The sequence below is a fragment of the Bradyrhizobium manausense genome (assembly GCF_018131105.1).
Lineage (GTDB): Bacteria > Pseudomonadota > Alphaproteobacteria > Rhizobiales > Xanthobacteraceae > Bradyrhizobium > Bradyrhizobium manausense_B.
This window is the reverse complement of the sequence record NZ_JAFCJI010000001.1, coordinates 3,502,548-3,529,122: the sequence shown is the minus strand read 5'-3', so window position 1 is coordinate 3,529,122 and position 26,575 is coordinate 3,502,548. Positions and strand designations below refer to the sequence as shown.

Sequence of the window (26,575 nt, the reverse complement as noted above, 5' to 3'; positions counted from 1 at the left end):
CGCTGTCGTCCCGGCGAAGGCCGGGACCCATACCGCGTGATCTATCGAGGAGGGGCGGTCTTCGCCTCGAAGAAGGCGTAACGTCTACTCTCCGCCAAACTCCTCCCTGTGGTTATGGGCCCCGGCCTTCGCCGGGACGACACCGACTGTATGTTGGCCGCTGAACACCCCTCACTGGCTCGCCCACACGATCCGCGCGATCCACGCCACATCGCTCGCTGCCATGCTCCGCTCGGCCTGCGTCGCATCGAACGACCGTAACTCCAGCGCCTTCGCCGTGCGGCGCTTCAGCGTTGCGACCATCACCTCGCCCGCCTTCGTCTTGACCACCACGCGATCGCCTTTGCGGACCGGTGCGCCGGGTGAGACCAGGATGACATCGCCGCCGCGATAGGCCGGCATCAGCGCATCGCCGGAAATCTCGAGCGCAAAGGCGCGGTTGTCTTCGGCGGTCGGCAGCACGATCTCGCTCCAGCCCTTGCCGGATGGCAGGCCGGATTCGTCGAACGCGCCGTTCGCGCTGGCCTGTGCGAAGCCGAGCAGCGGTACGGTGCGGCCGTCACCGGCATCATCGTCGACCAGCCTGGCAAAAATCTCGATCGACGCTTCCGCAGCCGCCAGCGCCTTCGCGATCGATTCGGTCGAGGGCCAACGCTCGCGGCCGTCGGAGGTGACGCGCTTGGACTTGTTGAAGGTGGTGGGGTCGAGCCCGGCCCGTTTGGCGAGGCCGGACGGCGACAGCCCGGCGCGCGCGGCCAGTCGGTCCAGCGCGGCCCAGATCTGGTCGTGGGTCAGCATCCTCTGCGCTTTGGCCTGTTTGACCATGGAAGGTCCAGCCCGTCGCAACTCAGGAAAACTATCCTCAAATCAACCGGTTTTCCGTTTTTCGCGCAAGGGGTGGCAGCGGACACGTTTTCAAGCGAAGTGGGGATCGGTTCACGTCAGGAAAACGCGCCAAAACAGCAATCCAGAACCCCGTTCCGACGAAATCGAAACGGAAAAGGCTCTGGGTCTTGAGTTCGGAAGGAGCCGCCTTTACGGTCTCGCCGGGTTTTGAAGACCCGTTCGAGGCGAAAAACCCCAAGAGACTCAACAAGCTGACTCAACGGGCAAACAGGGCTGCGCAAGCGGTGGTCAAGATCTACAAAATCTGTCCGGCCTCGGCCTGGCGCGAGGCGGAACGGCAGGGCGTGTACAGCGGCAGCGCGGACGATTCGCGCGATGGCTTCATCCATTTTTCGACTGCCACCCAGGTTCCCGAGACCCTGCGCAAGCATTATTTCGGCCAGCGCGCGCTGTTCCTGATCGAGGTCGACGGCGATGCGCTCGGCGGCGAATTGCGCTGGGAGCGATCGCGCAACGACGAGCTGTTTCCGCATCTCTATGGCGACCTCGATCTCGGCGCGGTGCTCTCTGTGATGAACCTCAACATGCGCTCCGATGGCGGCCACGACATACCGGAGCTTGCCCCGTGATCCGCGCATTCGATGCATTCTCGCTACCGGTGTTGCGCTGGCTCGATCCGGAAGATGCGCACCGCCTCGCGATCCAGGGCCTGCGCTTCCTGCCGCCTGTCAAATCGCGGCCGGATGATCCCAAGCTTGCGGTGCGCGCCTTCGGGCTGAACTTTCCCAACCCGATCGGCATGGCCGCGGGCTTCGACAAGAGCGCGGAAGTGCCGGATGCGCTGCTGCGGCTCGGCTTCGGCTTCGTCGAGATCGGCTCGGTCACGCCGAAGCCCCAAGCCGGCAATCCACGGCCGCGGCTGTTTCGCCTCGAGCGCGACGAAGCCGTCATCAACCGCATGGGTTTCAACAATGACGGCGCAGACGTTGCGTTGCGCCGGCTTGCCGCGCGCGCGGCGAACGGCGGCCTCGTCGGCGTCAATGTCGGTGCCAACAAGGATTCGCCTGATCGCGTCGCCGACTACGTCAAGCTGATCGAGACTTTCGCACCGGTCGCGAGCTATTTCACCGTCAACGTCTCCTCGCCGAATACGCCGGGCTTGCGCAATCTGCAGGAAGGCACACTGCTCGATGATCTGCTTGGGCGCGTGATCGATGCACGCGAGCGCGTCAGGCAGAAGGCCGGCGATACGCCGGTTCTGCTGAAGATCGCGCCTGATCTGAGCCTCGCCCAGCTCGATGATGTCGTGCAGGTCGCGCGCTCGCGCCGGGTCGACGGCATGATCGTGTCGAACACGACCATCGCCCGGCCGAGCACGCTGCGCGAGGAGATGCGCTCGAAGGAGCAGGGCGGACTGTCCGGCCGGCCGCTGTTCCGGCTGTCGACGCGCATGGTCGCCGAGACCTATGTGCGCGTCGAGGGCGCATTCCCGCTGATCGGCGTCGGCGGCATCGACTCCGGCGGCGCCGCGCTGACGAAAATCCGCGCCGGCGCGAGTCTTGTTCAGCTCTATTCGTCGCTGGTCTACAAGGGCCTCGGCCTCGTCGACGAGATCAAGCGCGATCTCTCCTCGACCCTGCTGCGCACGGGCCGGGATTCGCTGTCCGAGATCGTCGGCGCCGACGCCGCAACGCTGACGGCGGAAGACTGGCCGGGGTTGTAACGCAGTCTCGTGCCCCGGCTCTGCGCAGCAGCGTTTCACGCTGCAGCGCTCCGGGACATGATCGTTAGATTTTCGGAAACGTCGCCCTGTACAGCGCCGGATAGCGCGCGCCCTGCAATCCGCCGCGCGCAGCATAGAACGCGAGCAGCGCGCACCATAGTCCGGTATTACCTGATGATTGCAGCGCCAGCCAGATCCCGAAGAAGATCGCGAGCGAGACCAGCATCAGATTGCGCATCTCGCGGGCCCAGGTGGCGCCGACATAGATGCCGTCGAAGCCGAACGCGAACACGCCGGGGATCGGTGCCAGCACGATGAACAGCAGGAAGTCGCGCGCGGCGCGGCGGACGTCCTCGCTCGTGGTCATGAAATTGATGATCGCAGGTCCGAACAGCGCGAACAAAACCGCGACGATCAGTGCGAAGCCGAGACCCCACAGCAGCACCAGCCGGGTCGAATCGGCAAATCCCTTTGCATCGCGCGCGCCAAAAGTGCGGCCACAGAGCTGCTGGGCGGCGTTGGCAAGGCCGTCGAGGAAGAAGGCGCTGACCAGCAGGAAATTGTTGAGCACGGAGTTCGCGGCGAGCGTGACGTCGCCGGCGCGCGCGCCCTTGGCGGTGAAGAACAGGAACACAGTGATCAGTGCCGCAGTGCGGATCATGATGTCGGAATTGACAGCCAGCAGCCGCATCAGCTTGGCGCGGTCGAACAGAGTCGCGCGGGACACAGCGAAGCCGCCATGCGCATGGCGCCGGCAGACGATGACGCCGATCACGAAGCCGATGCTCTCCGACAGCAACGCGGCGATCGCCGCACCCGCGATGCCGGTGTCGTAGACCAGCACCAGCAGAATCGTCGCCGCCATGTTGATGAGGTTGATGACGACCTGCAGCGCCAGCGCCGGATTGGCGCGTGCCTGTCCCACCAGCCAGCCGAGAATGACATAATTCGCGAATGCGAACGGCGACGACCAGATCCGGATCATGAAATAGGTCTTGGCGGCGTGCGTGACGCCGGCGCTGCCGCCCATCAGGTCGAACAGCGCGCCGGCGAGCGGCATCTGCAGCGCGATCAGCGCGCCGCCGATCAGGCCGGCAACGATGAAGCCCCGCACCAGGATCACGGTCTGCTCGCGCGTCTCGCCGGCGCCGAGCGCCTGCGCGGTGAAAGCAAGCGTGCTCATGCGCAGGAAGCCGAACAGCCAGAACAGGCAGTCGAAGATGACGGAGGCCATCGCGACGCCGCCGAGCAGCGCGGCATCGTCGAGCCGGCCGATCGCCGTGGTGGAGACCACGCCGATCAGCGGCGTGGTGAGGTTCGCGACCATCGCAGGGCCCGCGATGGCGAACACCTGGCGGGAGCCGACCCTGGGATGAAGCGGTGCATTCATCAGCTGCGTCTACCTGACCATCCGCCCGATTGCACCATTGCGACCGACATGACGTATCTGCGTCGGTCGCGTGCGGAAGGGCTTATCGGCGCGGCGAGCCGAATACGCGCGAGAGCAGCCAGATCGGGATCACGATGACCGCGCCGAGCAGGAAGTAGCGCCACAGCCAGTTCACGGCATCGAAGCCGAGATCCCAGATGCGCTGGAACAGCAGGCGAATGCTGATGAGGATATTCCAGGGGTCGAAGCCGATCGCGGCCAGCACGACGCCGACCAGGATCGAGAGCAGCACCAGGCGAAACGCGACCGCCAGCGGCGAGCCACCGAGAAAGCGGTTCAGCCCATCGCTGCGGCCGGCCGGCAAATCTCTGACGTCATGGGCCATCTCAGAAAACTCCTCGCGGGGATTCGTCCCCGATTATAGGTCACGGCGGGGCACATGGGGAACCCGCAACGGCGCGTCAATGGCCATCGGCGGACGTTGCAACCTTAATTGTTGGTAGGGATTCGTCCGCTTTCAGCATCTTTTCCAGCGTTTCCAGGCGGTCGGCCTCGCGCGGCGGCTTGTCCCAGCGCAGGCGGCTGATGCGGGGGAAGCGCATCGCGACGCCGGATTTGTGCCGCGGCGAGCGCTGCAATCCCTCGAACGCGACCTCCAGCACCAGCCCCTTGTCGTCCTCATGGACGACATGCCGCACGGGCCCGAACTTTTCCGTGGTGTTGCGGCGGACGAAGCGGTCGATCTGCAACAGCTCCTCGTCGGTGAAGCCGAAATAGGCCTTTCCGACCGGCACCAGCTCCTCGCCGTTCTCGGTCCCGGTCCAGACGCCAAAGGTGTAGTCGGAATAGTAGGACGAGCGCTTGCCGTGGCCGCGCTGCGCATACATCAGCACAGCGTCAATGATGTGTGGATCGCGCTTCCACTTCCACCATTGGCCCTTCGGCCGTCCGGGCAGATAGGGCGCATCGCGCCGCTTCAGCATCACACCTTCGACGGCATCGGCATCCTCGCCCGCGCCGGCGCTCGCGGGATCGGCGCGCGCGGCAGTCAGCGCGTCCCAGTTCGCGAAGGGAACGGTGGGGGAGAGATCGATGCGGGGATCGCCAAGTTTTGCGATGAACGTTTCCAACCGCTCGCGCCGCTCGGCAAACGGCAATTCGCGCAGGTCGTTCTCGTCGTCGCCGAGCAGATCGTAGGCGCGCAGGTGGATCGGATACTCCTTGATCAGCTTCGGCGAGACCACCTTGCGGTTGAGCCGCTGCTGCAGGACGTTGAAGCTCTGCACGCGGCCTTCGCGCAGGACCAGCAGCTCGCCGTCGATCGCGCCCGGCAGGCGCAATGACGGCACGAGGTCCGGAAAGCTGCCCGTGATGTCCTCGCCGGTGCGCGAGTAAAGCCGCGCGATGATCTGCCCGTGGTCGTCGCGGCCAGCCACCGCCTGCACGCGGATGCCGTCCCATTTCCATTCGGCGACGTAGTCGGCGGGATCGAGGCTTTCGAAATCCGTGTCTTCGATCGCATGCGCCAGCATCACCGGGCGGAACGGTGCCGGGTCGCGATTGACAGGCTTTTCCGCGCGGCCTTCCAGCCAGGCGAACAGGTCGGGATAGGGGGGCGCGAGGCCCGGCCAGATCAGCTCGACCTCATGCGGGTCCTTGTCGCCAAGCGCGGCGGCCGCGGTCTTCGCCAGCCGCGCGGAAATGCCGATGCGCAAGGCGCCGGTGACGAGTTTCAGCAGCGCCCAGCGGCCGGTCTCGTCGAGCTCGTCAAGCCAGCGTTCGAGTTGCCTGGGCAGCTCGGTCTTGCCGAGCGTGCGCAGCGTGGTGACGACTTCGGTCAGCGTTGGCGGAGGCGGGTTGTTGTGGGCGGCCATCGCGGCCTTCGGCCACATCAGCGCCACCGTCTCCGAGAGATCGCCGACATAGTCGTAGCTCAAGCCGAACAGCACCTCATCGGTGCGTGACGCGATGAGATCGCGGATCAGCGCGGGCTTGGCGTGTTTGAAGCTGAGCGCGCCGGTGAGCGCGGCCAGCGCGTAGCCGCGGTCGGGATCGCCGACCTCGCGGAAATAGCCGGTGAGCAGGCGCAGCTTGTTGTTGCGGCCGGGCTCGTAGGCGAGACGATCCAGCAGTTCGGCGAAGCGGTTCATGCTTCGGCCTCGCCCCGAACCGGCGGTTCGCCTTCCTCTTCCTCGCCATAGCCGACGAGATCGAGCGGCTGCGCCCGCAAGCCGCGCGATCTGCACCAATGCACAAGCGCGTCCTCCTGGCCGTGCGTGACCCAGATCTCGCCGGCGCCGGTGGCGGCGATGGTCGCGGTGAGGCCGTCCCAATCGGCGTGGTCGGAGATCACCAGCGGCAGTTCGATGCCACGCTGCCGCGCGCGGGCGCGCACGCGCATCCACCCCGACGCGAATGCGGTGAGTGGATCGGGAAAGCGCCGCGTCCAGATGTCGGCGGTGGCTGACGGCGGCGCCAGCGTGATGGTGCCGGCCAGCGCCGCCTTCTTCACGCCCATCGCCGGCCTGAGCTCGCCCAGCTCGATGCCACGGCTCTGATAGTAGTGCGTGATCGATTCCATCGCGCCATGCAGATAGATCGGCGCGTCATAGCCGGCCTGCCGCAACAGCGCGATCACGCGCTGGGCCTTGCCGAGCGAATAGGCGCCGACGAGATGGGCGCGCTCGGGAAACAACGCGACCGAAGCCAGCAGCTTCCTCACCTCATCGGCCGCGTCGCCGTGCCGAAACACCGGCAGCCCAAACGTGGCCTCGGTGATGAAGACGTCGCAGGGCACCAGCTCGAACGGCGTGCAGGTCGGGTCGGGCGCATCCTTGTAATCGCCTGAGGCGACGATGCAGGTATCCTTGCAGGTCACCGCGATCTGCGCCGAGCCGAGCACGTGTCCGGCCGGATGAAATTTCACCCTGGTCTCGCCGAGCCGGATCTCTTCGCCATAACGGATCACTTGCGTCGAGCCGGCAAAATTCTCGCCATAGCGCAGCCGCATCATGTCCAGCGTTTCCTGCGTCGCCAGCACGGCGCCATGGCCGGCGCGGGCATGGTCGGAATGGCCGTGCGTGATCACGGCCCGCTCGACCGGGCGGACGGGGTCGATGTGGAAGCCGCCGGGCTTGCAGCACAGGCCGTCAGCAGTTGGCAGCAGGATGTCTTGCGGGCGCATGCCCTGCTATATAGGTCGCTTCACCGCATCTTCGAGTCATCACCTGGTTCCCAATGCCGCTCCGCCTGTTTCTGACCTCCGGCGATCTCATGGCCGACCGCCGCTTCGAGTTCGCGCGCGACCTCCAGCTCAAGGGCGATCTGCCCGCCGCCGCCGACCTGATCGAGCAGGCGATCGAGCTCGCGCCTGATTTCACCTCGGCCTGGTTCACGCTCGGCGAAATCCGCGCGCAGCTCGGCGAGCGCGACAAGGCGATCGCGGCGTTTCGCAAGGCGCGCGAGTGCGATCCAGGGGATCAGCATGGCGCCGGCCTGCATCTGATGCGACTCGGCGACGCCGAGATGGCGGAGATGCCGAAGGCCTATGTACAGGCGCTGTTCGATCAATACGCGCCGCGCTTCGAGCACGCGCTGATCAACGATCTCGGCTATCGCGCGCCCGCGCTGATCTTCAAGGCGGTGCTGGCCGCGCGCGTCGCTGCCAGGAAGCCGGCCTTCTTCAAGCGCACCATCGATCTCGGCTGCGGCACCGGGCTTGCGGCCGCGGCCTTCGCCAAGCAGGTCGACCATTTCATCGGCATCGATCTGTCGCCCGGCATGATCAAGGAGGCGCGCGCCACCGGACTCTACGCCGAGCTCGAAGTCGCCGACATGATCGAGGGCCTGCGCACCAAGAGCGATGCCAGCGCGAACCTCGTCGTCGCTGCGGACGCGTTCGTCTATCTCTCCGATCTCGCGCCGGTGCTGATCGAAGCCAGGCGCGTGCTCGTAGCAGGCGGCACGCTGGCCTTCACGCTGGAGACGCATGCGGGCGATGGCATCGTCCTCGGCGAAGGCCTGCGCTATGCCCATTCGGCGGAATATGTGCGCGGTGCGATTGCGAAGGCGGGGCTGAAGCTGCTCACGCTCGAGCCGGCCTCGCCGCGCATCGAGAACAACGAGCCGGTGCGCGGCCTCGTCGTCGTCGCCGCGAAAACTTGAGTCTAGACGCTAAATCCTCTGCAATTTAAGCGTCATTGCGTCGCAAAGCGACGACTTCCTACTTGCGAGGCGCAGTGCGAAGCCAGCACAATGCGCGCATTAGGGAGAGAAACAACAATGACGAAGAATCCATCGCGGCGCGATGTCAGCGCCGCCGCGCTCGCCACCATTGCCGCATCCGTGTTGCCCGCGCCTTACGTCCGGGCCGCCGAGAAGAAATATGATGCGGGCGCCAGCGACACCGAGATCAAGATCGGTCAGACCGTGCCGCATTCCGGTCCCGGCTCGCTCTACGGCGTGCTCGGCCGCGTCGGTGAGGCCTATTTCCAGATGCTCAACGAAGGCGGTGGCATCAACGGACGCAAGATCACCTTCCTCACGCTCGACGACGCCTACAGCGCACCGAAATGCGTCGAGGCGACGCGGCGCCTGGTCGAGCAGGAGGAAGTGCTGGCGCTCTACGGCTCGCTCGGCACCGCGCCGCAGACGGCCGTCCATAAATATCTGAACTCCAAGGGCGTGCCGCAGCTGCTGCTCAACACCGGCGCCTCGAAGTGGAATAACCCGAAAGAGTTCAAGTGGACGATGGCGGGCCTGCCGCTCTATCCGACCGAGGCGCGCATCCTGGCGCGCCACGTCGTCAACGTGAAGCCCAGCGCCAAGATCGGCATCCTCTATCAGAACGACGATTTCGGCCGCGACTTCCTTGGGCCCTTCAAGAAGGTGCTGGCCGACGCCGGCGGCACCGCGCAGGTGATCATGGAGCAGACCTACGATCTCACCGATCCGACGGTCGATTCCCAGCTGATCAATCTCTCGAAATCGGGCGCGGATGTTTTTTACAACATCTCCACCGGCAAGGCGACGTCGCAATCCATCCGCAAGGTCGCCGAGCTCGGCTGGAAGCCGTTGCAGCTGCTCTCGGCCGGCTCGACCGGCAAATCCATTCTCAGCGCCGCCGGCTTCGAGAATGCCAAGGACATCGTCTCGATCAGCTATGCGAAGGATGCTGGCCCCGGCCGTTGGGAAAAGGATCCGGGCCCGACGGCGTTCGAGGAGCTGCGCAAGAAATATCTGCCGAACGTCGCTCCCGACAACACCATCGCCTATGCCGGCTACGGCCAGGCCGTCACCATGGGCGAGATCCTGCGCCGCTGCGGTGATGATCTGACCCGGGCCAATGTGCTGAAGCAGGCCTCGACCCTCAACGGCTTCCACTCACCCTTCTTCCTCGACGGCGTCACTTACAGCTACACCCCCGACGACTACACGCCGATGAAGACCCTGTTCATCCAGGTCTTCAACGGCAAGGATTGGGAGGTCTCGGACAGGCCGGTGGTCGAGTAGGGCGCTTTCTTCCTTCTCCCCTTGTGGGTGGCGCGAAGCGCCGGATGAGGGGTTCTCTCGGCGCGCTTGGAAGGGATCATTCGCGGAGAGATACCCCTCACCCGTCTCACCGCTTCGCGGCGATCCACCCTCTCCCACAAGGGGGAGAGGGAAAGGAGGTGGCGCGCTCTTGGCTCTCCGCCCCTCGACGAACCCATCCCCACGGCTTACCTGTGATGCCGTGCCGCCCCGCATCCGCAAAATTCCGGCCGAGCCTGCCGCGCTGCTGCTGCCCGATCGCTTCCAGCAATGGTTTGCGGCGCGCGGCTGGTCGCCGCGCGAGCACCAGCTCGCGCTGCTGGAAAAGGCGCGCGCGGACCGCTCGGCTCTTCTGATCGCACCGACGGGCGCCGGCAAGACGCTGGCGGGATTTCTGCCGACGCTGGTGGAGCTGAGCTCTGCGCCGCCTTCTGCCGCGAAGTCTGTCGTCTCCACCGGCCGTTCCGTGCAGCGCAGCGGCGGCCTGCACACCCTCTACATCTCGCCGCTGAAAGCGCTCGCCGTCGATATCGCCCGCAATCTGGAACGACCGGTCGCCGAGATGGGGCTACCGATCAAGATCGAGACTCGCACCGGAGATACACCAACGTCGCGGCGGCAACGGCAGCGGCGCTATCCGCCTGATATCCTGCTGACCACGCCGGAGCAGCTCGCGCTGCTGCTGTCCTCCGACGACGCGCCGTTTTTGTTTTCATCGCTCAAGCGCATCGTGCTCGACGAGCTGCACGCGCTGGTGACCTCCAAGCGCGGCGATCTGCTCTCGCTCGGCCTCGCACGGCTGTGGCGGCTGGCGCCGCAAATGCGCGCGATCGGCCTGTCGGCGACCGTCGCAGAGCCGGAATCGCTGGCGCGCTTCCTGGTGCCGCAGCCGAAAGACAGGCCCGAAAGTGCGGACATCGTTCTCGCCGGCGGCGCCGCTCCGCCTGAGGTCGAGATGCTGGATACCCGCGAGCGGCTGCCCTGGGCCGGTCACAGCGCGCGTCACGCGCTCCCCGAGATCTACGAGCTGATCAAGGCGAACAGGACCACGCTGGTCTTCGTCAACACCCGCAGCCAGGCCGAGATGCTGTTCCAGAATCTCTGGAGCATGAACGATGACAATCTCGCGATCGCGCTGCATCACGGCTCGCTCGACGTCGCGCAGCGCCGCAAGGTCGAGGACGCCATGTCGGGTGGCCGACTGCGCGGCGTGGTCTGCACCTCATCGCTCGATCTCGGCGTCGACTGGGGCGATGTCGATCTCGTCGTCAACATCGGCGCGCCCAAGGGCTCCTCGCGCCTGATGCAGCGCATCGGCCGTGCCAACCATCGCCTCGACGAAGCCTCGCGTGCCGTGCTGGTGCCCGCGAACCGCTTCGAGGTGCTGGAGTGTCGCGTCGCCATCGATGCCATCGCCGAGAATGCGCAGGACACGCCGCCCTTGCGCCTGGGTGCACTCGACGTGCTCGCCCAGCACGTGCTCGGTTGCGCCTGCGGCGAGCCGTTTCTCTCGGATGAGCTCTATGCCGAGATCCGCACCGCCGCGCCCTACGCAAACCTGTCGCGGCAGGATTTCGACGACGTCGTCGATTTCGTCGCCTCCGGCGGCTATGCGCTGAAGACCTATGAGCGTTTCGCCCGCATCAAGCAGGACAAGGAGGGACGCTGGCGCGTCGCCAACCCGAAAGTGCGCCAGAGCTACCGGATGAATGTCGGCACCATCGTCGAGGACGACATGCTGAAGGTGCGGCTGGTGCGCTCGCGCGGCGGCGGTCACGGCTCGACCGGCGTGATCGCGCGCGGCGGCAGGCTGCTCGGCGAGATCGAGGAGGCCTTCATCGAAGGCCTGTCGCCCGGCGACACCTTCGTGTTCTCCGGCGAGGTGGTGCGCTACGAAACCCTGGTCGAGGATCAGGTCTATGTCTCGCGCGCGCATGACAAGGATCCGAAAGTGCCGTCCTATATGGGCGGCAAGTTCCCGCTCTCGACCTATCTCGCCGAACGCGTGCGCCGGTTGCTTGACGACGCGCGGGCCTGGAAAGGCTTGCCGGAGCAGGTGCGCGATTGGTTGTCTTTGCAAAAGGACGTCTCGCGCGTGCCGGCGGTGCGCGAGCTCCTGGTCGAGAGCTTTCCGCGCGCCAACAAGCATTACATCGTCTGCTATCCCTTCGAGGGTCGCCTCGCGCACCAGACCCTCGGCATGCTGCTGACGCGCCGGCTGGAGCGCGCCCGCGCCCGGCCGCTCGGCTTCGTCGCCAACGAATATGCCGTGGCGATCTGGGCGCTCGGCGATCTCTCCTTCATGATCCGGGACGGCCGGATCGACCTCAACGCATTGTTCAATCCCGATATGCTCGGCGACGATTTAGAAGCCTGGCTCGCCGAATCCGCTCTGATGAAGCGCACGTTCCGCAATTGCGCGATCATCTCCGGCCTGATCGCGCGCCGCCACACCGGCGAAGAGAAAAGCCGCCGCCAGGTGCTGTTCTCGACCGACCTCGTCTACGACGTGCTTCGAAAGCATCAGGCCGATCACGTCCTGCTGCGCGCCGCGCGCGCCGATGCCGCCACCGGCCTGCTCGATCTGCGCCGCCTCAGCGACATGCTGATGCGCATCCAGGGCCGCATCACCCATCGGGAACTCGACCATGTCTCCCCGCTGGCCGTCCCCGTAATGCTGGAAATCGGTCGCGAGTCAGTCTATGGCGAAGCTGGCGACGAGCTGTTGGCGGAGGCCGCCGACGAGCTGGTCAAGGAAGCGATGTCGTAGACGGCGAGAATGTATTTTCGGGGCGCAACTTCATCCACATCGTCATGCCCGGGCTCGACCCGGGCATCCACGTCTTTCTTGCGATGCCAAGAACGTGGATGGCCGGGCATGGGCGAGCGGAAGCGACGCCGTTCTTCGAAAGGCTACGCCCGGCCATGACGGAGAACGCTGCGCTATCGATTACTTCAACGCTCACGCTGGACGTTGCGGGCGCGTCGTTCCATGCCGACCTCTCCGGCGCGCTGTTCTGGGAAGAGCAGAGCCTGCTCGTGGTCTCCGATCTGCATCTCGAAAAGGGTTCCAGCTTCGCCATGCGTGGTGTGCTGCTGCCGCCCTACGACACGCTGGCCACGCTCAGTCGGCTCGCTGCTGTCATCTCCCGCCATAATCCCAAAACGGTCATTGCGCTCGGCGACAGTTTTCACGATCGATTGGCGCATGAGCGCCTGTCAGCGGACGATCGCGATGCCGTCGCTGCGCTCCAGATCGGCCGCGACTGGATCTGGATCTCGGGCAATCACGATCCGATGCTGCCGCGCGATCTCGGCGGCACCATCGCCGACGAAGTCGCCATCGGCCCGATCACTTTCCGCCACGAGCCAACAGGCGCGCAGGGCGAAATCGCCGGCCATCTCCATCCCAAGGCCCGCGTCTCCGCGCGCGGCCGCTCGATGGAGCGGCGCTGCTTCGCCAGCGACGGGATGCGTGCCGTGATGCCGGCCTTCGGCGCCTACGCCGGCGGCCTCAGCATCCGCGATGCCGCATTCGCAAAAATCTTTCCGAAGAACGGTTTTGTCGCGCATCTGCTCGGCGACCGCCGCGTGCATGCGATTGCCGCGTCGCGGTGTTACTGACGATTTGACTGCGCTGATTGCGCGCCTCTCTCCCGCACGCCCCACTGCGCTCCCTCCCCCCTTGCGGGGGAGGGCGGGGGAGAGGGGTAGCCCAGCAAAAGGTCTATCTGTAAGTCGTCGCGCGCAAATCGAGAGAGTCCCGTGTGGTACCCCTCTCCCTAGCCCTCCCCCGCAAGGGGGGAGGGAACGCACCGACGTCGTAGCAAAAGATCGCGATACGTTTCGCAGCTCACGCCGCCTTCGCCTGCACGTCCTCGCAAAACTCCGCCAATCGATCCGCCAGCCGCAGCGTTGCGGAGCTGGCATTCGGCGCGGCCATCAGCGCCACTTCCGTGCGGCTGATCGGCGCAAAGCCGTCCTTCGCCGTCAGCACGCGATGGTCTGACTGGATCGACATCTCCGAGAGAATGCTGAGGCCCATGCCGGCGGCGACCGCGGCCTGGATGCCGGCGAGGCTCGATGACGAGTAGGACATGTGCCAGGCGCGGCCGGCGGTTTCCAGTGCATGGATCGCGCCGGCGCGGTAGAGGCAGCCGAGCGGGAAGCCGATCAGCGGCACCGACGGCGCGTTGACATCGACGGGATGGCTCTTGCTGGTGACCCAGTGCACCTCTTCCGGCCACACCGCGATCGCGTCCTTCCCGCCGGCCTCGCGCTTGTAGAGCGCAAGGTCGAGTTCGCCGCGTTCGAGGTCGCGGGCGAGGTTCCTGCTCTGGTCGGCGCGCACGTCCAGCCGCAGACCCGGACGTGAGCGCGAGAACGCGCCCAGCAATTTTGCCAGACGATAGGCCGCAAAGTCCTCGGGGATGCCGAGCCGGATCGCGCCTTCGCCGTCGGGCTCGCGCAGCACGTCGCGCGCCTCCTCGGCCAGCGTCAGCAGCCGGCGCGCATAGGAGAGCAGCCGCTCGCCGGCCTCGGTCGGGCGCACGTCCTTGCCGTCACGGTGCAGCAGCACTTGGCCGACATCCTCCTCCAGCCGCTTGATCTGCTGGCTGACGGTCGATTGGGTGCGGTGGACGCGCTCGCCGGCGCGGGTGAAGCCGCCGGCCTCGACCACCGAGACGAAGCTGCGCAGAAGCTCAAGATCGAGCATGTCCGGCCTCCATTTAGAAATCCACTTGCTGGCAGTTAATCATTTAATTTCCAAATGGCAAGCCGCCTCTCTATCTCGAGGGCTCAGGAGAATGCCCCATGTCCCTCGCCTCCACGATGTCCGCCCCCCGCAGCCGCTTCAACGCGCTGCCTTTTGCCATCGGCGTGTTTTGCCTGCTCTGGAGCTACGCGTTTGTCGCCGGCAAGATCGGCGTCACCCATTGCCCGCCGCTGATCCTGCTCGCCGCGCGCTTCTCGCTCGCCGGTGTCCTGATTCTCGGTGCCACGCTTGCCCGCGGCGACTGGTCCCTGTCGTGGCGCGATGCCCTCATCTTCGTTGTGATCGGCATCGCCAACAATGCGCTCTATCTCGGGCTTGGCTACACCGGCCTGCAATCAGTCTCCGCAGGCCTCGGCGGCCTGATCGTCTCGGCCAATCCGGTGTTCACGGCCGCGCTCGCGGCACTGCTGCTTGGCGAGGGCATGACCTGGCGCAAGGCGAGCGGCCTGCTGCTCGGCATCATCGGCGTCACGCTGATCGTCTGGCATCGCCTGTCGGTCGGCACCGACAGCCTGCACGGCATCTTCTTCACGCTGGCCTCGCTCGCGTCGATCGTCGCCGGCACCATCCTGTTCAAGCTGCTCGCGCCCAGGGGGTCCCTGTGGATCGGCAACGGCGTGCAGAATCTCGCCGCCGGCGTCGTGCTGACGCCGGTCGCGCTCACCTTCGCGGATGTTCATGCGATCGATTTCACGCCGGGCCTGATCGGTGCCTTCGCGTTCCTCGTGCTCGGCGGCTCGATCCTCGCCTACTGGCTCTGGTTTCATCTCCTGAAAGTGTGTGGTGCGACCGCAGCCAGTGCCTATCATTTCCTGATGCCGCCGCTCGGCATGCTGTTCGCCTACATCGTGCTCGGCGAGCATGTCGAAGCGCGTGACCTGCTCGGGATCATTCCGGTGGCGCTCGGCATTTACCTGGTGACGCGCCCCGCAAAGCCCGTCGTGTAAGAGGAGTTCCCCTCATGCCTGTTTCCATCACCCTGATCGGCGGTCCCACCGCGCTGATCGAGATCGACGGCTTTCGCCTGCTCACCGATCCCACCTTCGATGCACCCGGTGCCTACGAGCTGCCGCATGTGAAGCTGGAGAAGACCATCGGTCCCGCATTGAAGGCCGATGCGATCGGCCCTGTTGATGCCGTGCTGCTGAGCCACGACCAGCATTCGGACAATCTCGACAAGTCCGGCCGCGACTATCTGCTCAAGGCGCCGCGCGCGCTGACGACGGAGGCCGGCGCAAAACGTCTCGGCGGCCATGTCGAAGGCCTTGCGCCCTGGGCGACTGCACATTTGAAGGACGACGACGGCAACACGCTGACCATCACCGCGACGCCGGCGCGTCACGGCCCGGCCGGCATCGAGCCGCTGTCGGGCGACGTCATCGGCTTCGTGGTGCAGTCGAGCCGCAAGGACACGCGTCCCATCTACATCAGCGGCGATACCACCTGGTTCGACGGCGTCGCCGAGGTCGCGCGCCGCTTCAAATGCGGCGTGGTGATGCCGTTCGCCGGTGCCGCGCAAACCCGGGGTCCGTTCCATCTCACCATGGACACCAACGACACCATCGAGACCGCGCGCGCCTTCCCCGATGCGATGATCGTGCCCGTGCACACCGAAGGCTGGGCACACTTCCGCCAGAACGGCGAGGACCTGCGCAAGACATTCGATGTGCTGGGTTTCGGCACGCGGCTGCGCTTGCTGGAGCCCGGCGTGCCGACAGTGATCGAGGCGCCGTGATGTCAAGCGTGGCGCACTCTCTCCTCTCGTCATGGCGGGCTTGACCCGGCCATCCACGTCTTTGTAGACGCGCTAAGAACGTGGATGCCCGGGACAAGCCCGGGCATGACGGTGAACACAGTTTTTGGAACGAAGTCGGCCGCCCCTTAATGCGCCGCCGACGCCGACTTCTTCGTCGCGACCGGCTTCGGTGCGGGCTTGGCGGCTGCCTGCGGTGCGCTGTCCCAGCCGCCGTTCGGGGTCGGAACGTTGACGGCGTCGTCGGGCTGCGGCTCGGCGCTGAAGGTCTGGATCGCGAGCTTGGCGGCGGCGAGCGATTGCGGGTCGAGGCGCTTGGCAACGTCGTCGCGCTTGCCCGACGAATCCCCGTCGCCCTGCGCGGCAGCCAGGCTGAACCATTTGTAGGATTCGGCGAGGTTCTGTTCGACGCCGATGCCGCGGGCATAGAGGATGCCGAGATTGAACTGGCTGTCGGCGACGCCGCGATCGGCGGCTTTGCGGAACCACTGCGCCGCGCTCTTGTAGTTGGCGCCGTGTCCGCCGCCGTCGGCGTCGAGCACCGCGAGATTGTGCATCGCCTTGGCGTTGCCGCGCTCGGCCGCCTGCGTGTAGTAGCGGCGGGCGATGTCGGCGTCCTTCTTCACGCCCAGGCCCTTTTCATAGAGCGTGCCGAGGCGGAAGGTTGCGGGCACCACGCCGGCCTGCGCCGCGCGGTCGTACCATTTTGCCGCTTCGTCGTAATTCGAGGCCACGCCCTTGCCCTCGGCAAAGCGCAAGCCGATCTCGTAGGCCGCCGTCGCATCGCCCTTCATCGCGGCGGCGCGCAGGGCGGGACCAGCGATGCCGTCAGGCAGCTTCTCGCTCGGCGGCACCTGCACCATGCCCAGCCGTGCGCGGCTCGTGCCTGACAGGGCACCTGTGACGTCGCCGTTCGCCGCGGGCGGGGTTGGCACCGCTACGGCGGGAGCGGGCGGAATTTCGACCGAAGCGGTGTTGCCGGAGCTTGCGGCGGGCGCAGGCGCGGCATTGTTCAGGGACTGCTTCCCGATCGGTGTCGGCGAGGTCATCGACGGCGTGATCTGCTCGGGCGCGGCGGGCTTGCTCTCGACCGGCGGCGGCAGCTGCGGCGCGGGCCGGCTCGACGTATCTTCCATGGCTTGCGGCGCTGGCGGCGCATTGCCGCCTTCGAGCAGGTTCATCGCCATCTTGAAGGTGCCGAGCACGATCACGACCACGCTCGCGCCGACCAGCAGCGAGCGGATCTTTGACGTGATGGTCGAGCCGCCTTCCTGGCCTGCGGCCTGTGCTTTTGCCTGTTCTTTTGCTTGCTCTTTTCCCTGGCCCTTGGTGCGGGCCGCGATCGCGGCCTTGACGCCGCGGGCGGGCTTTTCCGGCGGCTGTGCCGCAGCGGCCTGCGCGGCGCGGCGCGCGGCGGCGATGAAGCTCGACGACGACACCGGCTCTTTCGGTGCGGCGGGAATTTCGCTGATCGCGCTTTCGGACGCGGCAATGCGCTCGGACGGCGTGGCAGGGCGGCCGCCCGGACGCGTGCCGGGTTCGAGCGGATGATCCGGCGGCAGTTCGGGCGCGATCGCAGCGCGCGCCGGCGCCGTGTGCGGCTCGAGGATCTCGCTGATCGCGCGCGGGGGCACCGGAGCGGCCATCGGCACGGGCGGCGGCGCTGCCGGTGCGGCGGCATGGAATTCGCGCGGGGCGGCGACGAAAGCCGAGTGCGCCGGCTGCTGCGCGGCGGCCGGATTTTGCAGTTCGGGCTTCGGATCGTATGTCGGCTGCGGCGGCTGTGGCTGCCATTGGTCGCGCGCCATCGGCGCCGGCTCGATCGGAGCTGCGATCGACAGGGGGGCCGCCATCGGCATCGGCGCGGGGGCCGGCGGCGCTGTGCGCACCGCGCGCAAATCGCCCTCGATCATGGCGAGGCGATCGACGACATGGCCGAGCGTGTTGTGCACGGCCTCCAGCGAATCCTGCGTGCTGCGGTTGGTCTCGGCCTGGCTGAAGCGGATGTCGGAGAGCTCGCGCTTGACGAGATCGACCATTCCGGAATCGGACGGCGGTGCCGAATTGCGGCTCTCGGCCAGGGCGGAATAGGTAGCCTGTTGCCGCTCCAGGTGCCGCAGGATGTCGTGCAGCCCGTCTTCGACACGGCCGAAATTGCCGCCGCGCGAATCGGAGGCGGCCTCCAGTCGCTCCAGCAGATAGGAAACCCGTTGCTCGAGATGCGCGAAGGTCGAGGCCGAGTCGTTGCCGACCTGCATGCGGTCGAAACGGTCGGACAGCCCGCGGATCGCGGCTTCCAGCTGTTCGGTGCTCTCGGTGGCTTGCGGCCGCTCGCGCGTTTCCAGCGCTGCGGTGAGCGCGGCGATGCGCTGCTCCAGCACCGCAAAGCTGTCGCCGCGATCCGAGGTGCGATTGACCTGGTCCACCTTGGACGACAACAGCTGCACGTCTTCGGAAAGTCGCGCCAGCGCCTCGTTGGAGGCGACGTTGGAGACGATGCCGCGCAGTGCCGAGATCGCGCCTTCGAGCTGGCGGACCGTCGAGGGATCGTCATTGGCGCGCAGGATCATGTCGAGCTTGGCGCCGAGATTGCGGATCGCCTCGTCATAGCCGGCGAGCTGCTCGGCCGGCGTCAGCGTGCGCAGCACCTGCTTGATGTCGGAGAGCGCATGTTCGATGCCCGACAGCACCTGGCCGTCGGTGCCGTTGGAACGGGTCTCGTCGATGCGACGATGCAGAGAGCGGATCTCGTTCTCGATCGACTCGATCGCGCGGCGCGGCATCGCTTCGGTGATGGCGTTGCGGATCTCGGCGAGCTCGGAGCGGAAGCCGTTGATCGCCTGCTCGGTATGGTCGGGGCGCTGCAGCGACTCGATCTGGCTCGTGATCTTGAGCAGATGGCGTTCGAGCGACGAGAAATCCGGCCCCGGCTGCGGTGGCGGCGGCGCATAGACGGGCGCGGGCGGCGCCGCCATTGGCGTCATGGGAGGCGCGTAAGGAGCGGCCGAAGGCGCAATCGACGGTGCAGCGCGCGGCGGCATCTGCCGCGGTGCGAATCCGTCAAGCTCGCTCTGGCGCGCAGCAATCTCGGCGACGGCGACGTCGAACGATGCGGGGCTCAGGGGCGGTGAGTTGCGATAGACTTGCGCGGCCGCGCGCTCGACCGCATCGGCCTGGCGCTGGCGCGATTCAACGGGAGCCTGTGCCGGTGCCTGTCGCGGCGGCTGAGGCTGCTGCGCTTGCGGCTGCTGGGGCCGCGAGATCTGCGACAGGCGGGCATCGAGCCGCGAGATCGCGTCGTTGAGCTGGCGGGCGACGCCCTGCTCGCGCGACACGTCCGGACGCGGCGTTGCCGGCTTTGAAATCCGTTCGATCTGCTGGGTGATCGCGTCGAGCCGCTGATGGATGTCGGCGACTTCGCGGCTCTCCTGGCTGGCCTGGCCCGGCATGGGCATCGCGCGCGGATCGGGACGCTGCTCCTGACGCTGATCGTAAGGCCCGCGAAGGTTCGGCGGGGCAGTCTCGCCGAGCGTGGAGTTCAGCCAATCGTTGAGAGACATGCCGGCACGGCGCGCAGCAGCTTCGGCCCGCTCCCGGACGGATGGATCGATGCCGTCAACACTCCACGATACGCGCGAATTCATGACTCTGTCCGGTTCCGACTCCGGCGCCCCACCCGGCGCCTCCAGTCTCCCCACGCGTGCCGGTTGCAAAGACAATCGGATTTGACGCGGGTCGTCTGCCTCGAAGTCAGACTTTTGTCCGTTACGGTAAATAACGGGTTAAGGAACGCAGGGCCGGTGTCTTAAAGTTGGGCGGTGGAACCGGGAGGGCGCACTGAAAGCCGTCATGCCCGGGCTTGTCCCGGGCATCCACGTACTTTCTTTCGCGCGGCCAAGGCGTGGATGGCCGGGACATAGGCGAGCGGAAGCGACGCCGTCCTTCGAACGGCTAAGCCCGGCCATGACGAAGCGAAGCTCTCTAGCCCTTCTCCCGCTTGCCGTCGTCCAGTGGTACCACCGTGCCGGTCCCCTTATCCTTGCCGCTCATCGCCGACAGCGCCTCGAGCGCTTCCTCGCAGAAGTCAGCCACCATCTGCTCGTGCCGCGCGCCGAGGCGCAGCAGCAGCAGGTTGCCGAGGTCGAGCACGTCGGACGCCGTTCCTTCCGGGAATCGCTTTTTCAGAATCCGCTCGTAGTTCTCGTGGCGGTCGCGGTGGTGCTCCAGCCGGTCCATCAGATCGGTGCGGATCGGCTCGATGTCGATGCTGTCGAGTGCATGCAGCCGGACCAGCAAATCGTCCTTGATCGAAGGCGGCGTGCTCGGCCGCGCGGCCCAGTGCCGCAGCGCTGTTCGGCCCTCGGGAGTCAGCGTATAGATGAGCTTATTGGGTTTGCCTGACTGCACGACCTCGCGGCCCTGGATGTAGCCGCGGTCGCGCAGCTTGGAGAGCTCGCGGTAGATCTGCTGGTGGTCGGCCTTCCAGAAGAAGCCGATCGAGGAATCGAATGTCTTGGCGAGTTCGTAGCCTGTCATCGGACGTTCCGTCAGACATGCGAGGATTGCGTCGCCCAGCGCCATGGCACCAGCTCCCTTGAGACGTCCCGACCAATTGTCTTGACTTTATGCGTATTGGTGCATATGCGTCAATGTGCATATGCGGTGAAATCAGGTCGGGCTGAGGCTCGATCCGAAAGCCCAGCGAAATCAGTCTTTTCGCTACTGTGCATGGGGTTGTTTTCGGGCCTTTTGCCCAAGGCCTTAGGGAGGCAGCTGAGAATGACCGGCCTCGATTCCTGGTACGCCTACATGAAGTCCCACGACCGCGCCGAAGCCGCCAAGGCGCTGTGGGAGCTGCTCCATCCCGACGCCGTGTTCGAAAGCCCCGTCGTGCACTCGCCGCAGCGCGGGCGCGACATCACCTTCAAATATCTCGCCAGCGCGGAGAAGGTGCTGGGCGGTCCCGGCTTCAGCTATGTCGGCGAGTGGCGGAGTGCCGACGGCGCCGTGCTCGAATTCAAGACCATGATCGACGGCATCGAGATCAACGGCGTCGACATCATCACCTTCGATGCCGGGGGCCGCATCACCCGTTTCAAGGTGATGGTGCGTCCGCTCAAGGCCATCAATATGCTGCACCGCCTGATGGCGGAGCAGCTCGCCGCCCAATCTTAGAGAATTTCGTTACATCAAGGCTCATGCCGGGAGACCGCAATGCCGATCTATAAAGCCCCCGTCGAAGACGTGAACTTCCTGATGAACGACGTCTTCCAGATCGACCGCTACGACAATCTCGCCGGCTTCTCCGATGCCTCGAGCGACGTGCGCGAGGCGATCCTTGGCGAAGCCGCCAAGCTCGCCGAAGAAGTGCTGCAGCCGCTCAATCGCGTCGGCGATCTCGAGGGATGCAAGCGCGCCGACGACGGCAGCGTCACCACGCCGAAGGGTTTCAAGGACGCCTTCAGGCAGGTCGCCGAAGGCGGCTGGCTCGGCCTGTCGGCGCCGACCGAGTTCGGCGGCCAGGGCCTGCCGGTGACGCTCTCGCAGGCGGTCAACGAATTCCAGATCTCCGCCAACATGGCGTTCTCGATGTATGGCGGCCTCACCATGGGCGCGACCGCGGCGCTGATCGTTCACGGCTCGCCGGAGCAGAAGCAGACCTACGTGCCGAAGATGGTCGCCGGTGAATGGACCGGCACCATGAACCTGACCGAGCCGCATTGCGGCACCGATCTCGGCATGCTCCGCACCAAGGCGGTCCGCCAGGCCGACGGCAGCTTCAAGATCACGGGCACCAAGATCTTCATCTCGGCCGGCGAGCATGATCTCGCCCCCAACATCATCCACCTCGTGCTCGCCCGCATCGAGGGGGCGCCCGCCGGCATCAAGGGCGTGTCGCTGTTCGTGGTGCCCAAGTTCCTTGTGAAGCCGGATGGCTCAGTCGGTGCCCGCAACGGCGTCGTCTGCGGCTCGATCGAGCACAAGATGGGCATCCACGGCAACTCCACCTGCGTGATGAACTACGACGGCGCCACCGGCTGGCTGATCGGCGAAGAGAACAAGGGCATGCAGGGCATGTTCGTGATGATGAACGAGGCCCGCCTCGGCGTCGCCGTCCAGGGCCTTGCGCAGTCGGAGGTCGCCTACCAGAACGCGGTCGCTTACGCGCGCGAGCGTATCCAGGGCCGTTCGCTCACCGGCGTGAAGGCGCCGGACAAGCCGGCCGATCCGATCATCGTGCATCCCGACGTGCGCCGCACGCTGCTCTCGATCCGCGCCTTCAACGAGGCCGCGCGCGCCTTCGTGATGTGGACCGCGCTGAAGAGCGACGTCGCCCATCGCTCCGAGGATCCCAAGGATCGCCAGGCCGCCGACGATCACATGGGTCTGATGACGCCGGTGCTGAAAGGCTTCCTCACCGACTACGGTTTCGCCAACGCGGTGCAGGCGCAGCAGATGTATGGCGGCCACGGCTACATCGCAGAGCAGGGCATGGAGCAGTTCGTGCGCGATGCGCGCATCGCGATGATCTATGAAGGCGCCAACGGCATCCAGGCGCTCGACCTGGTCGGCCGCAAGCTGCCGCGCGACGGCGGTCGCGCCATCATGGCCTTCTTCGGCGAGGTCATGGCCTTCGCCAAGGAGAACGGCGGCGACGAGGCGCTGAAACCGTTCATCACCCCGCTCTCGGCCTCGCTCGGTCATCTCCAGCAGGCCACGACGTGGCTGATGCAGAACGCGATGATGAAGCCTGATAATGCCGGCGCTGCGGCGACCGACTACCTGCATCTCTTCGGCTTCGTCGCGCTCGGCTACATGTGGGCGAAGATGGCGAAGGTGACGTTGGCGAAGATTGCCGCCAGCGGCGCGACGCCTTATCTCTCGACCAAGCTCGTGACCGGCCGTTTCTTCATGGAGCGGATGCTGCCGGAGACCGCCGCTAATCTCGCGCGCATCCAGTCCGGCTGCGCCACCATCATGGAATTGCCGGCGGAAGCGTTCTGAAGTCTGCTTCCGCGCCAACAAAATTCGAACAACAGATCAGGAGGGCGTCATGCCTGAGGCATTCATCTACGATCACGTTCGCACCCCCCGCGGCCGCGGCAAGGCCGACGGTTCGCTGCACGAAGTCACCGCGCTGGCGCTCGCCACCGTGCCGCTGAAGGCGTTGAAGGACCGCAACAACCTGCCGGAAGATTCCGTCGACGACGTCGTGCTCGGCGTGGTCGATCCGGTCGGTGAAGCCGGCTCCGACATCGCGCGCTTTGCCGCGCTGAAGGCGGGTCTCGGCGAAGCCGTGCCCGGCGTGCAGATCAGCCGCTTCTGTGCCTCCGGCCTCGACGCCGTGAACTTTGCCGCAGCCCAGGTGATGAGCGGCCAGCATGAGCTCGTGATCGGCGGCGGCGCCGAATCGATGAGTCGCGTCGGCATCGGCGCCTCCGGCGGCGCCTGGCCGATGGATCCGTCGATGGCCGTGCCGGCCTATTTCATGCCGCAGGGCGTCTCGGCCGATCTGATCGCCACCAAGTACGGCTTCTCGCGCGACGACGTCGATGCCTACGCCGTGCAGAGCCAGCAGCGCGCGGGCAAGGCCTGGGACGAGGGCCGCTTCAACAAGTCCGTCGTGCCTGTGAAGGACATCAACGGCCTCACCCTCCTCGCCAAGGATGAGCACATGCGTCCCACGACGACGATGCAGTCGCTGGCACAGCTGCAGCCGTCGTTCACGATGATGGCGCAGATGGGCGGCTTCGACGGTGTCGCGGTGCAGTCGCATCCGGAGATCGAGCGCGTCAATTACGTGCACCATGCCGGCAATTCGTCGGGTATCGTCGACGGCGCCGGCGCCGTGCTGCTCGGCAGCAAGGAGGCGGGCGCGAAGTACGGCCTGAAGCCGCGTGCAAAAATCCGGGCGTTCGCCAATGTCGGCTCGGAGCCGGCGATGATGCTGACCGGTCCGGTCGACGTCACCGAAAAGCTGTTCGCGCGTTCCGGCATGAAGAAGTCGGACATCGATCTGTTCGAGCTCAACGAGGCCTTTGCCTCGGTCGTGCTGCGCTACATCCAGGCCTTCGACATCGACAACGCCAAGATCAACGTCAATGGCGGCGCGATCGCGCTCGGACATCCGCTCGGCGCCACCGGTGCGATGATTCTGGGCACGGTGCTCGACGAGCTCGAGCGCACCAACAAGTCCACCGCCCTGGTCACGCTGTGTATCGGCGGCGGCATGGGCACCGCGACCATCATCGAGCGTGTCTAAGGGGTAGGGGAGCAACCAACATGGCTTACAAGAATTTCAGGGTTGAGACCGATTCCGACGGCATCGCGCTCGTCACCTGGGACATCCCGGGCCGTTCGATGAACGTGCTCGACGAGACCTCGACCAGCGAGCTCGACGCGATCGTCAAGGCAACCACGGCTGATGCCGCAGTGAAGGGCGTCGTCATCACCTCCGCCAAGGACGCCTTTTGCGCCGGCGCCGACCTCTCCATGCTCGAGGGCATGAACCAGGCCTACGCAAAGGTCTTCAAGGAGCAGGGCGAGACCGCGGCGAACCAGATGCTGTTCGACCAGAGCCGCCGCTTCTCGCTGGTGCTGCGCTCGATCGAAACGTCAGGCAAGCCGTGGGCGGCCGCGATCAATGGCCTCGCGCTCGGCGGCGGTTTCGAGATCACGCTATGCTGCCACTACCGCGTGGCAGCGGAGAATCCCAAGACCCGCCTTGGTCTGCCCGAGGTCAAGGTCGGCCTGTTCCCCGGCGCAGGCGGCACGCAGCGCGTGCCGCGCCTGGTGCAGCCGCAGGACGCGATGACGATCCTGCTCAAGGGCGATCCGGTTACGGTCGAGAAGGCGAAGGCGCTGAATCTGATTCACGCCATCGTCCCCGCTGCTGACCTGATCAAGGCTGCCAAGGACTGGATCAAGGGCGGCGGCAAGGCCATCGCGCCCTGGGACGAGAAGGGCTTCAAGCTTCCGGGCGGCCCGGTGTTCTCCAAGGCCGGCATGATGATGTTCCCGGCCGGCAACGCGATCTACCGTCGCGAGACCTACGACAACTATCCCGCCGCGCGCGCGATCATGAGCTGCGTCTATGAAGGCCTGCAGTTGCCGATCGACGCCGCGTTGCGCGTCGAGTCGCGCTACTTCACCTCGGTGCTGCGCTCGAAGGAAGCTGCTGCAATGATCCGCAGCCTGTTCCTGTCGATGCAGGAACTGAACAAGGGTGCGCGCCGTCCGAAGGACGTGCCCGCAACCAAGGTGAAGAAGATCGCCGTGATCGGCGCCGGCTTCATGGGCGCGAGCGTAGGCTATGTCTCGGCCCGTGCCGGCCTCGACGTCGTGCTGATTGATCGCGACCAGGAAAGCGCCGACAAGGGCAAGGCGCATGCGCAGAAGGTGATCGAGGACCAGATCAAGAAGGGCCGCGCGAAACCCACGGACGCTGAAGCGCTGCTCGCGCGCATCACGCCGACCGCGGACTACGCGGCGCTGAAGGACGTTGACCTCGTTATCGAGGCCGTGTTCGAGGACCGCAAGGTCAAGGCTGACACCTTTGCCAAGGCGCAGGAGCATATGAAGCCCGACGTGATCTTCGCGTCGAACACATCGACGCTGCCGATCACCTCGCTGGCCGAAAGCTTCAAGGACCAGGGCAAGTTCGTCGGCATCCACTTCTTCTCGCCGGTCGAGAAGATGATGCTGGTCGAGATCATCAAGGGCAAGAACACCGGCGATGTCGCGCTCGCAACCGCGCTCGATTATGTCCGGCAGATCGGCAAGACGCCGATCGTCGTCAACGACTCCAGAGGCTTCTTCGCCAACCGCTGCGTCGGCCGTTACGTCGCCGAAGGCAACGAGATGTTCCTGGAAGGCGTGCCGCCGGCGATGATCGAGAACTGCGCCAAGATGGCCGGCATGCCGGTCGGCCCGCTCTCGCTCTCGGACGAAGTCGCGCTCGACCTCGGCCTCAAGATCATGAAGGCGACCGAAGCCGATCTCGGCCCCAACGCCATCAACCCCGATCAGAAGAAGCTGATGGTGGAGATGGTCGAGACGCAGGGTCGTCTCGGTCGCAAGAACAGCAAGGGCTTCTACGACTATCCCGAGAAGGGTAAGGGTCAGAAAAGCCTGTGGCCGGGCCTCTCTGCGCTGCAGCCGAAGCAGCTCGACCCCGACACGCTCGACGTCGAGGAGCTGAAGCAGCGCTTCCTGGTCGTGCAGGCGGTGGAAGCCGCGCGCACGGTCGAGGATCACGTCATCACCGATCCCCGCGAAGCGGATGTCGGCTCGATCCTCGGCTTCGGCTTCGCGCCGTTTACCGGCGGCACGCTGTCCTACATCGACTTCATGGGCACGAAGAATTTCGTCGAGCTCTGCCACAAGCTCGAGGCGAAGTACGGCTCGCGCTTCACGCCGCCGAGGCTGCTCGAAGAGATGGCGGCGAAGGGCGAAACCTTCTACGGCCGCTTCGCGCCGAAGAAGGCGGCCGCTGCTTGATCATCTAGAACCGTTCGAGACCGAAAGGCCGGATCATCGATCCGGCCTTTTTCTTTT

The 26,575-nt window shown here is 65.8% G+C and carries 20 protein-coding genes; 12 read left to right on the top strand and 8 right to left on the bottom strand.

All coding sequences use genetic code 11. The features are described 5' to 3' along the window. Positions 1 to 171: 171 nt before the first annotated feature. Positions 172 to 825, bottom strand: a complete 654-nt coding sequence (locus JQ631_RS16870; protein WP_212327762.1) for a S24 family peptidase — start codon at positions 823 to 825, stop codon at positions 172 to 174. Positions 826 to 1,130: 305 nt separating this feature from the next. Here JQ631_RS16870 and JQ631_RS16865 point away from each other — a divergent pair, with 305 nt between their 5' ends. Both JQ631_RS16865 and JQ631_RS16860 read left to right on the top strand, forming a co-directional pair. Further along, entirely contained in the window at positions 1,131 to 1,475 is a 345-nt protein-coding gene (locus tag JQ631_RS16865) for a DUF952 domain-containing protein (RefSeq protein WP_212328626.1), read from the top strand. Next, on the top strand, positions 1,472 to 2,569 hold the full coding sequence (locus JQ631_RS16860) for a quinone-dependent dihydroorotate dehydrogenase (protein ID WP_212327761.1): 1,098 nt from the start codon (positions 1,472 to 1,474) through the stop codon (positions 2,567 to 2,569). Before JQ631_RS16865 ends, JQ631_RS16860 begins: the two co-directional genes overlap by 4 nt. 64 nt (positions 2,570 to 2,633) lie before the next feature. On the opposite strand, the gene JQ631_RS16855 is transcribed toward JQ631_RS16860, so the two are convergent. From JQ631_RS16855 to JQ631_RS16840, 4 genes are all read right to left on the bottom strand, one after another. Further along, positions 2,634 to 3,959: an MATE family efflux transporter gene (locus JQ631_RS16855; RefSeq protein WP_212327759.1), complete on the bottom strand. Its 1,326-nt coding sequence runs from the start codon at positions 3,957 to 3,959 to the stop codon at positions 2,634 to 2,636. A gap of 82 nt (positions 3,960 to 4,041) precedes the next feature. Beyond that, positions 4,042 to 4,344 (bottom strand): DUF6460 domain-containing protein, encoded by a 303-nt coding sequence (locus JQ631_RS16850; protein ID WP_212327758.1) that lies wholly within the window; start codon positions 4,342 to 4,344, stop codon positions 4,042 to 4,044. Between the two features lie 76 nt (positions 4,345 to 4,420). Continuing rightward, positions 4,421 to 6,109: an ATP-dependent DNA ligase gene (locus JQ631_RS16845; RefSeq protein WP_212327757.1), complete on the bottom strand. Its 1,689-nt coding sequence runs from the start codon at positions 6,107 to 6,109 to the stop codon at positions 4,421 to 4,423. Continuing rightward, a complete protein-coding gene (locus JQ631_RS16840) occupies positions 6,106 to 7,143 on the bottom strand; it encodes a ligase-associated DNA damage response exonuclease (protein ID WP_212327756.1) in 1,038 nt (345 codons plus the stop codon). The genes JQ631_RS16845 and JQ631_RS16840 overlap by 4 nt, the downstream gene beginning before the upstream one ends. 53 nt (positions 7,144 to 7,196) lie before the next feature. On the opposite strand from JQ631_RS16840, the gene JQ631_RS16835 reads away from it, so the two are divergent. The 4 genes from JQ631_RS16835 (at position 7,197) to pdeM (ending at position 13,112) form a co-directional block, all read left to right on the top strand. Further along, positions 7,197 to 8,123 carry a class I SAM-dependent DNA methyltransferase gene (locus tag JQ631_RS16835; RefSeq protein WP_212327755.1) on the top strand — a complete coding sequence of 309 codons (927 nt, stop codon included), beginning with the start codon at positions 7,197 to 7,199 and terminating at the stop codon, positions 8,121 to 8,123. A 117-nt stretch (positions 8,124 to 8,240) separates the two neighbouring features. Further along, positions 8,241 to 9,470 carry an ABC transporter substrate-binding protein gene (locus tag JQ631_RS16830; RefSeq protein WP_212327754.1) on the top strand — a complete coding sequence of 410 codons (1,230 nt, stop codon included), beginning with the start codon at positions 8,241 to 8,243 and terminating at the stop codon, positions 9,468 to 9,470. 220 nt (positions 9,471 to 9,690) lie between these two features. After that, positions 9,691 to 12,258, top strand: coding sequence for a ligase-associated DNA damage response DEXH box helicase (locus JQ631_RS16825; RefSeq protein ID WP_212327753.1), 2,568 nt, complete (start codon positions 9,691 to 9,693; stop codon positions 12,256 to 12,258). A 155-nt stretch (positions 12,259 to 12,413) separates the two neighbouring features. Further along, positions 12,414 to 13,112: a ligase-associated DNA damage response endonuclease PdeM gene (pdeM, locus tag JQ631_RS16820; protein WP_212327752.1), complete on the top strand. Its 699-nt coding sequence runs from the start codon at positions 12,414 to 12,416 to the stop codon at positions 13,110 to 13,112. A gap of 229 nt (positions 13,113 to 13,341) precedes the next feature. On the opposite strand, the gene JQ631_RS16815 is transcribed toward pdeM, so the two are convergent. After that, positions 13,342 to 14,205 (bottom strand): LysR substrate-binding domain-containing protein, encoded by an 864-nt coding sequence (locus JQ631_RS16815; protein ID WP_212327750.1) that lies wholly within the window; start codon positions 14,203 to 14,205, stop codon positions 13,342 to 13,344. Between the two features lie 98 nt (positions 14,206 to 14,303). Here JQ631_RS16815 and JQ631_RS16810 point away from each other — a divergent pair, with 98 nt between their 5' ends. Both JQ631_RS16810 and JQ631_RS16805 read left to right on the top strand, forming a co-directional pair. Beyond that, on the top strand, positions 14,304 to 15,212 hold the full coding sequence (locus JQ631_RS16810; RefSeq protein WP_212327749.1) for a DMT family transporter: 909 nt from the start codon (positions 14,304 to 14,306) through the stop codon (positions 15,210 to 15,212). A gap of 14 nt (positions 15,213 to 15,226) precedes the next feature. After that, the gene (locus JQ631_RS16805; protein WP_212327747.1) at positions 15,227 to 16,000 is read left to right on the top strand and encodes an MBL fold metallo-hydrolase; all 774 of its coding nucleotides are present in this window, start codon (positions 15,227 to 15,229) and stop codon (positions 15,998 to 16,000) included. 146 nt (positions 16,001 to 16,146) lie between these two features. Here the strand turns inward: JQ631_RS16805 and JQ631_RS16800 are convergent, their stop codons facing one another. Both JQ631_RS16800 and JQ631_RS16795 read right to left on the bottom strand, forming a co-directional pair. Further along, the gene (locus tag JQ631_RS16800) at positions 16,147 to 19,662 is read right to left on the bottom strand and encodes a tetratricopeptide repeat protein (protein WP_212327746.1); all 3,516 of its coding nucleotides are present in this window, start codon (positions 19,660 to 19,662) and stop codon (positions 16,147 to 16,149) included. 337 nt (positions 19,663 to 19,999) lie between these two features. Beyond that, the gene (locus tag JQ631_RS16795; protein WP_212327744.1) at positions 20,000 to 20,599 is read right to left on the bottom strand and encodes a PadR family transcriptional regulator; all 600 of its coding nucleotides are present in this window, start codon (positions 20,597 to 20,599) and stop codon (positions 20,000 to 20,002) included. Between the two features lie 198 nt (positions 20,600 to 20,797). Here JQ631_RS16795 and JQ631_RS16790 point away from each other — a divergent pair, with 198 nt between their 5' ends. The 4 genes from JQ631_RS16790 to JQ631_RS16775 are packed head-to-tail and all read left to right on the top strand — an operon-like array spanning position 20,798 to position 26,518. Then, complete coding sequence (locus tag JQ631_RS16790; protein ID WP_212327743.1) at positions 20,798 to 21,193, top strand: nuclear transport factor 2 family protein; 396 nt, start codon at positions 20,798 to 20,800, stop codon at positions 21,191 to 21,193. Positions 21,194 to 21,232: 39 nt separating this feature from the next. Next, positions 21,233 to 23,023, top strand: a complete 1,791-nt coding sequence (locus JQ631_RS16785; protein WP_212327742.1) for an acyl-CoA dehydrogenase C-terminal domain-containing protein — start codon at positions 21,233 to 21,235, stop codon at positions 23,021 to 23,023. A 49-nt stretch (positions 23,024 to 23,072) separates the two neighbouring features. Further along, a complete protein-coding gene (locus tag JQ631_RS16780; protein WP_212327741.1) occupies positions 23,073 to 24,281 on the top strand; it encodes an acetyl-CoA C-acetyltransferase in 1,209 nt (402 codons plus the stop codon). A 20-nt stretch (positions 24,282 to 24,301) separates the two neighbouring features. Further along, a complete protein-coding gene (locus JQ631_RS16775) occupies positions 24,302 to 26,518 on the top strand; it encodes an FAD-dependent oxidoreductase (RefSeq protein ID WP_212327740.1) in 2,217 nt (738 codons plus the stop codon). Positions 26,519 to 26,575: the final 57 nt, after the last annotated feature.

What these genes read in the sequence shown, in the direction of transcription:
- JQ631_RS16835 (WP_212327755.1), top strand. Translation starts at nt 7,197, where the DNA reads ATGCCGCTCCGCCTGTTTCTGACCTCCGGCGATCTCATGGCCGACCGC.
- JQ631_RS16805 (WP_212327747.1), top strand. Translation starts at nt 15,227, where the DNA reads ATGCCTGTTTCCATCACCCTGATCGGCGGTCCCACCGCGCTGATCGAG.
- JQ631_RS16815 (WP_212327750.1), bottom strand. Translation starts at nt 14,205, where the DNA reads ATGCTCGATCTTGAGCTTCTGCGCAGCTTCGTCTCGGTGGTCGAGGCC.
- JQ631_RS16775 (WP_212327740.1), top strand. Translation starts at nt 24,302, where the DNA reads ATGGCTTACAAGAATTTCAGGGTTGAGACCGATTCCGACGGCATCGCG.
- JQ631_RS16790 (WP_212327743.1), top strand. Translation starts at nt 20,798, where the DNA reads ATGACCGGCCTCGATTCCTGGTACGCCTACATGAAGTCCCACGACCGC.
- JQ631_RS16855 (WP_212327759.1), bottom strand. Translation starts at nt 3,959, where the DNA reads ATGAATGCACCGCTTCATCCCAGGGTCGGCTCCCGCCAGGTGTTCGCC.
- JQ631_RS16840 (WP_212327756.1), bottom strand. Translation starts at nt 7,143, where the DNA reads ATGCGCCCGCAAGACATCCTGCTGCCAACTGCTGACGGCCTGTGCTGC.
- JQ631_RS16870 (WP_212327762.1), bottom strand. Translation starts at nt 825, where the DNA reads ATGGTCAAACAGGCCAAAGCGCAGAGGATGCTGACCCACGACCAGATC.
- JQ631_RS16785 (WP_212327742.1), top strand. Translation starts at nt 21,233, where the DNA reads ATGCCGATCTATAAAGCCCCCGTCGAAGACGTGAACTTCCTGATGAAC.
- JQ631_RS16830 (WP_212327754.1), top strand. Translation starts at nt 8,241, where the DNA reads ATGACGAAGAATCCATCGCGGCGCGATGTCAGCGCCGCCGCGCTCGCC.
- JQ631_RS16810 (WP_212327749.1), top strand. Translation starts at nt 14,304, where the DNA reads ATGTCCCTCGCCTCCACGATGTCCGCCCCCCGCAGCCGCTTCAACGCG.
- JQ631_RS16800 (WP_212327746.1), bottom strand. Translation starts at nt 19,662, where the DNA reads ATGAATTCGCGCGTATCGTGGAGTGTTGACGGCATCGATCCATCCGTC.
- JQ631_RS16850 (WP_212327758.1), bottom strand. Translation starts at nt 4,344, where the DNA reads ATGGCCCATGACGTCAGAGATTTGCCGGCCGGCCGCAGCGATGGGCTG.
- JQ631_RS16780 (WP_212327741.1), top strand. Translation starts at nt 23,073, where the DNA reads ATGCCTGAGGCATTCATCTACGATCACGTTCGCACCCCCCGCGGCCGC.
- JQ631_RS16795 (WP_212327744.1), bottom strand. Translation starts at nt 20,599, where the DNA reads ATGGCGCTGGGCGACGCAATCCTCGCATGTCTGACGGAACGTCCGATG.
- JQ631_RS16845 (WP_212327757.1), bottom strand. Translation starts at nt 6,109, where the DNA reads ATGAACCGCTTCGCCGAACTGCTGGATCGTCTCGCCTACGAGCCCGGC.
- pdeM (WP_212327752.1), top strand. Translation starts at nt 12,414, where the DNA reads ATGACGGAGAACGCTGCGCTATCGATTACTTCAACGCTCACGCTGGAC.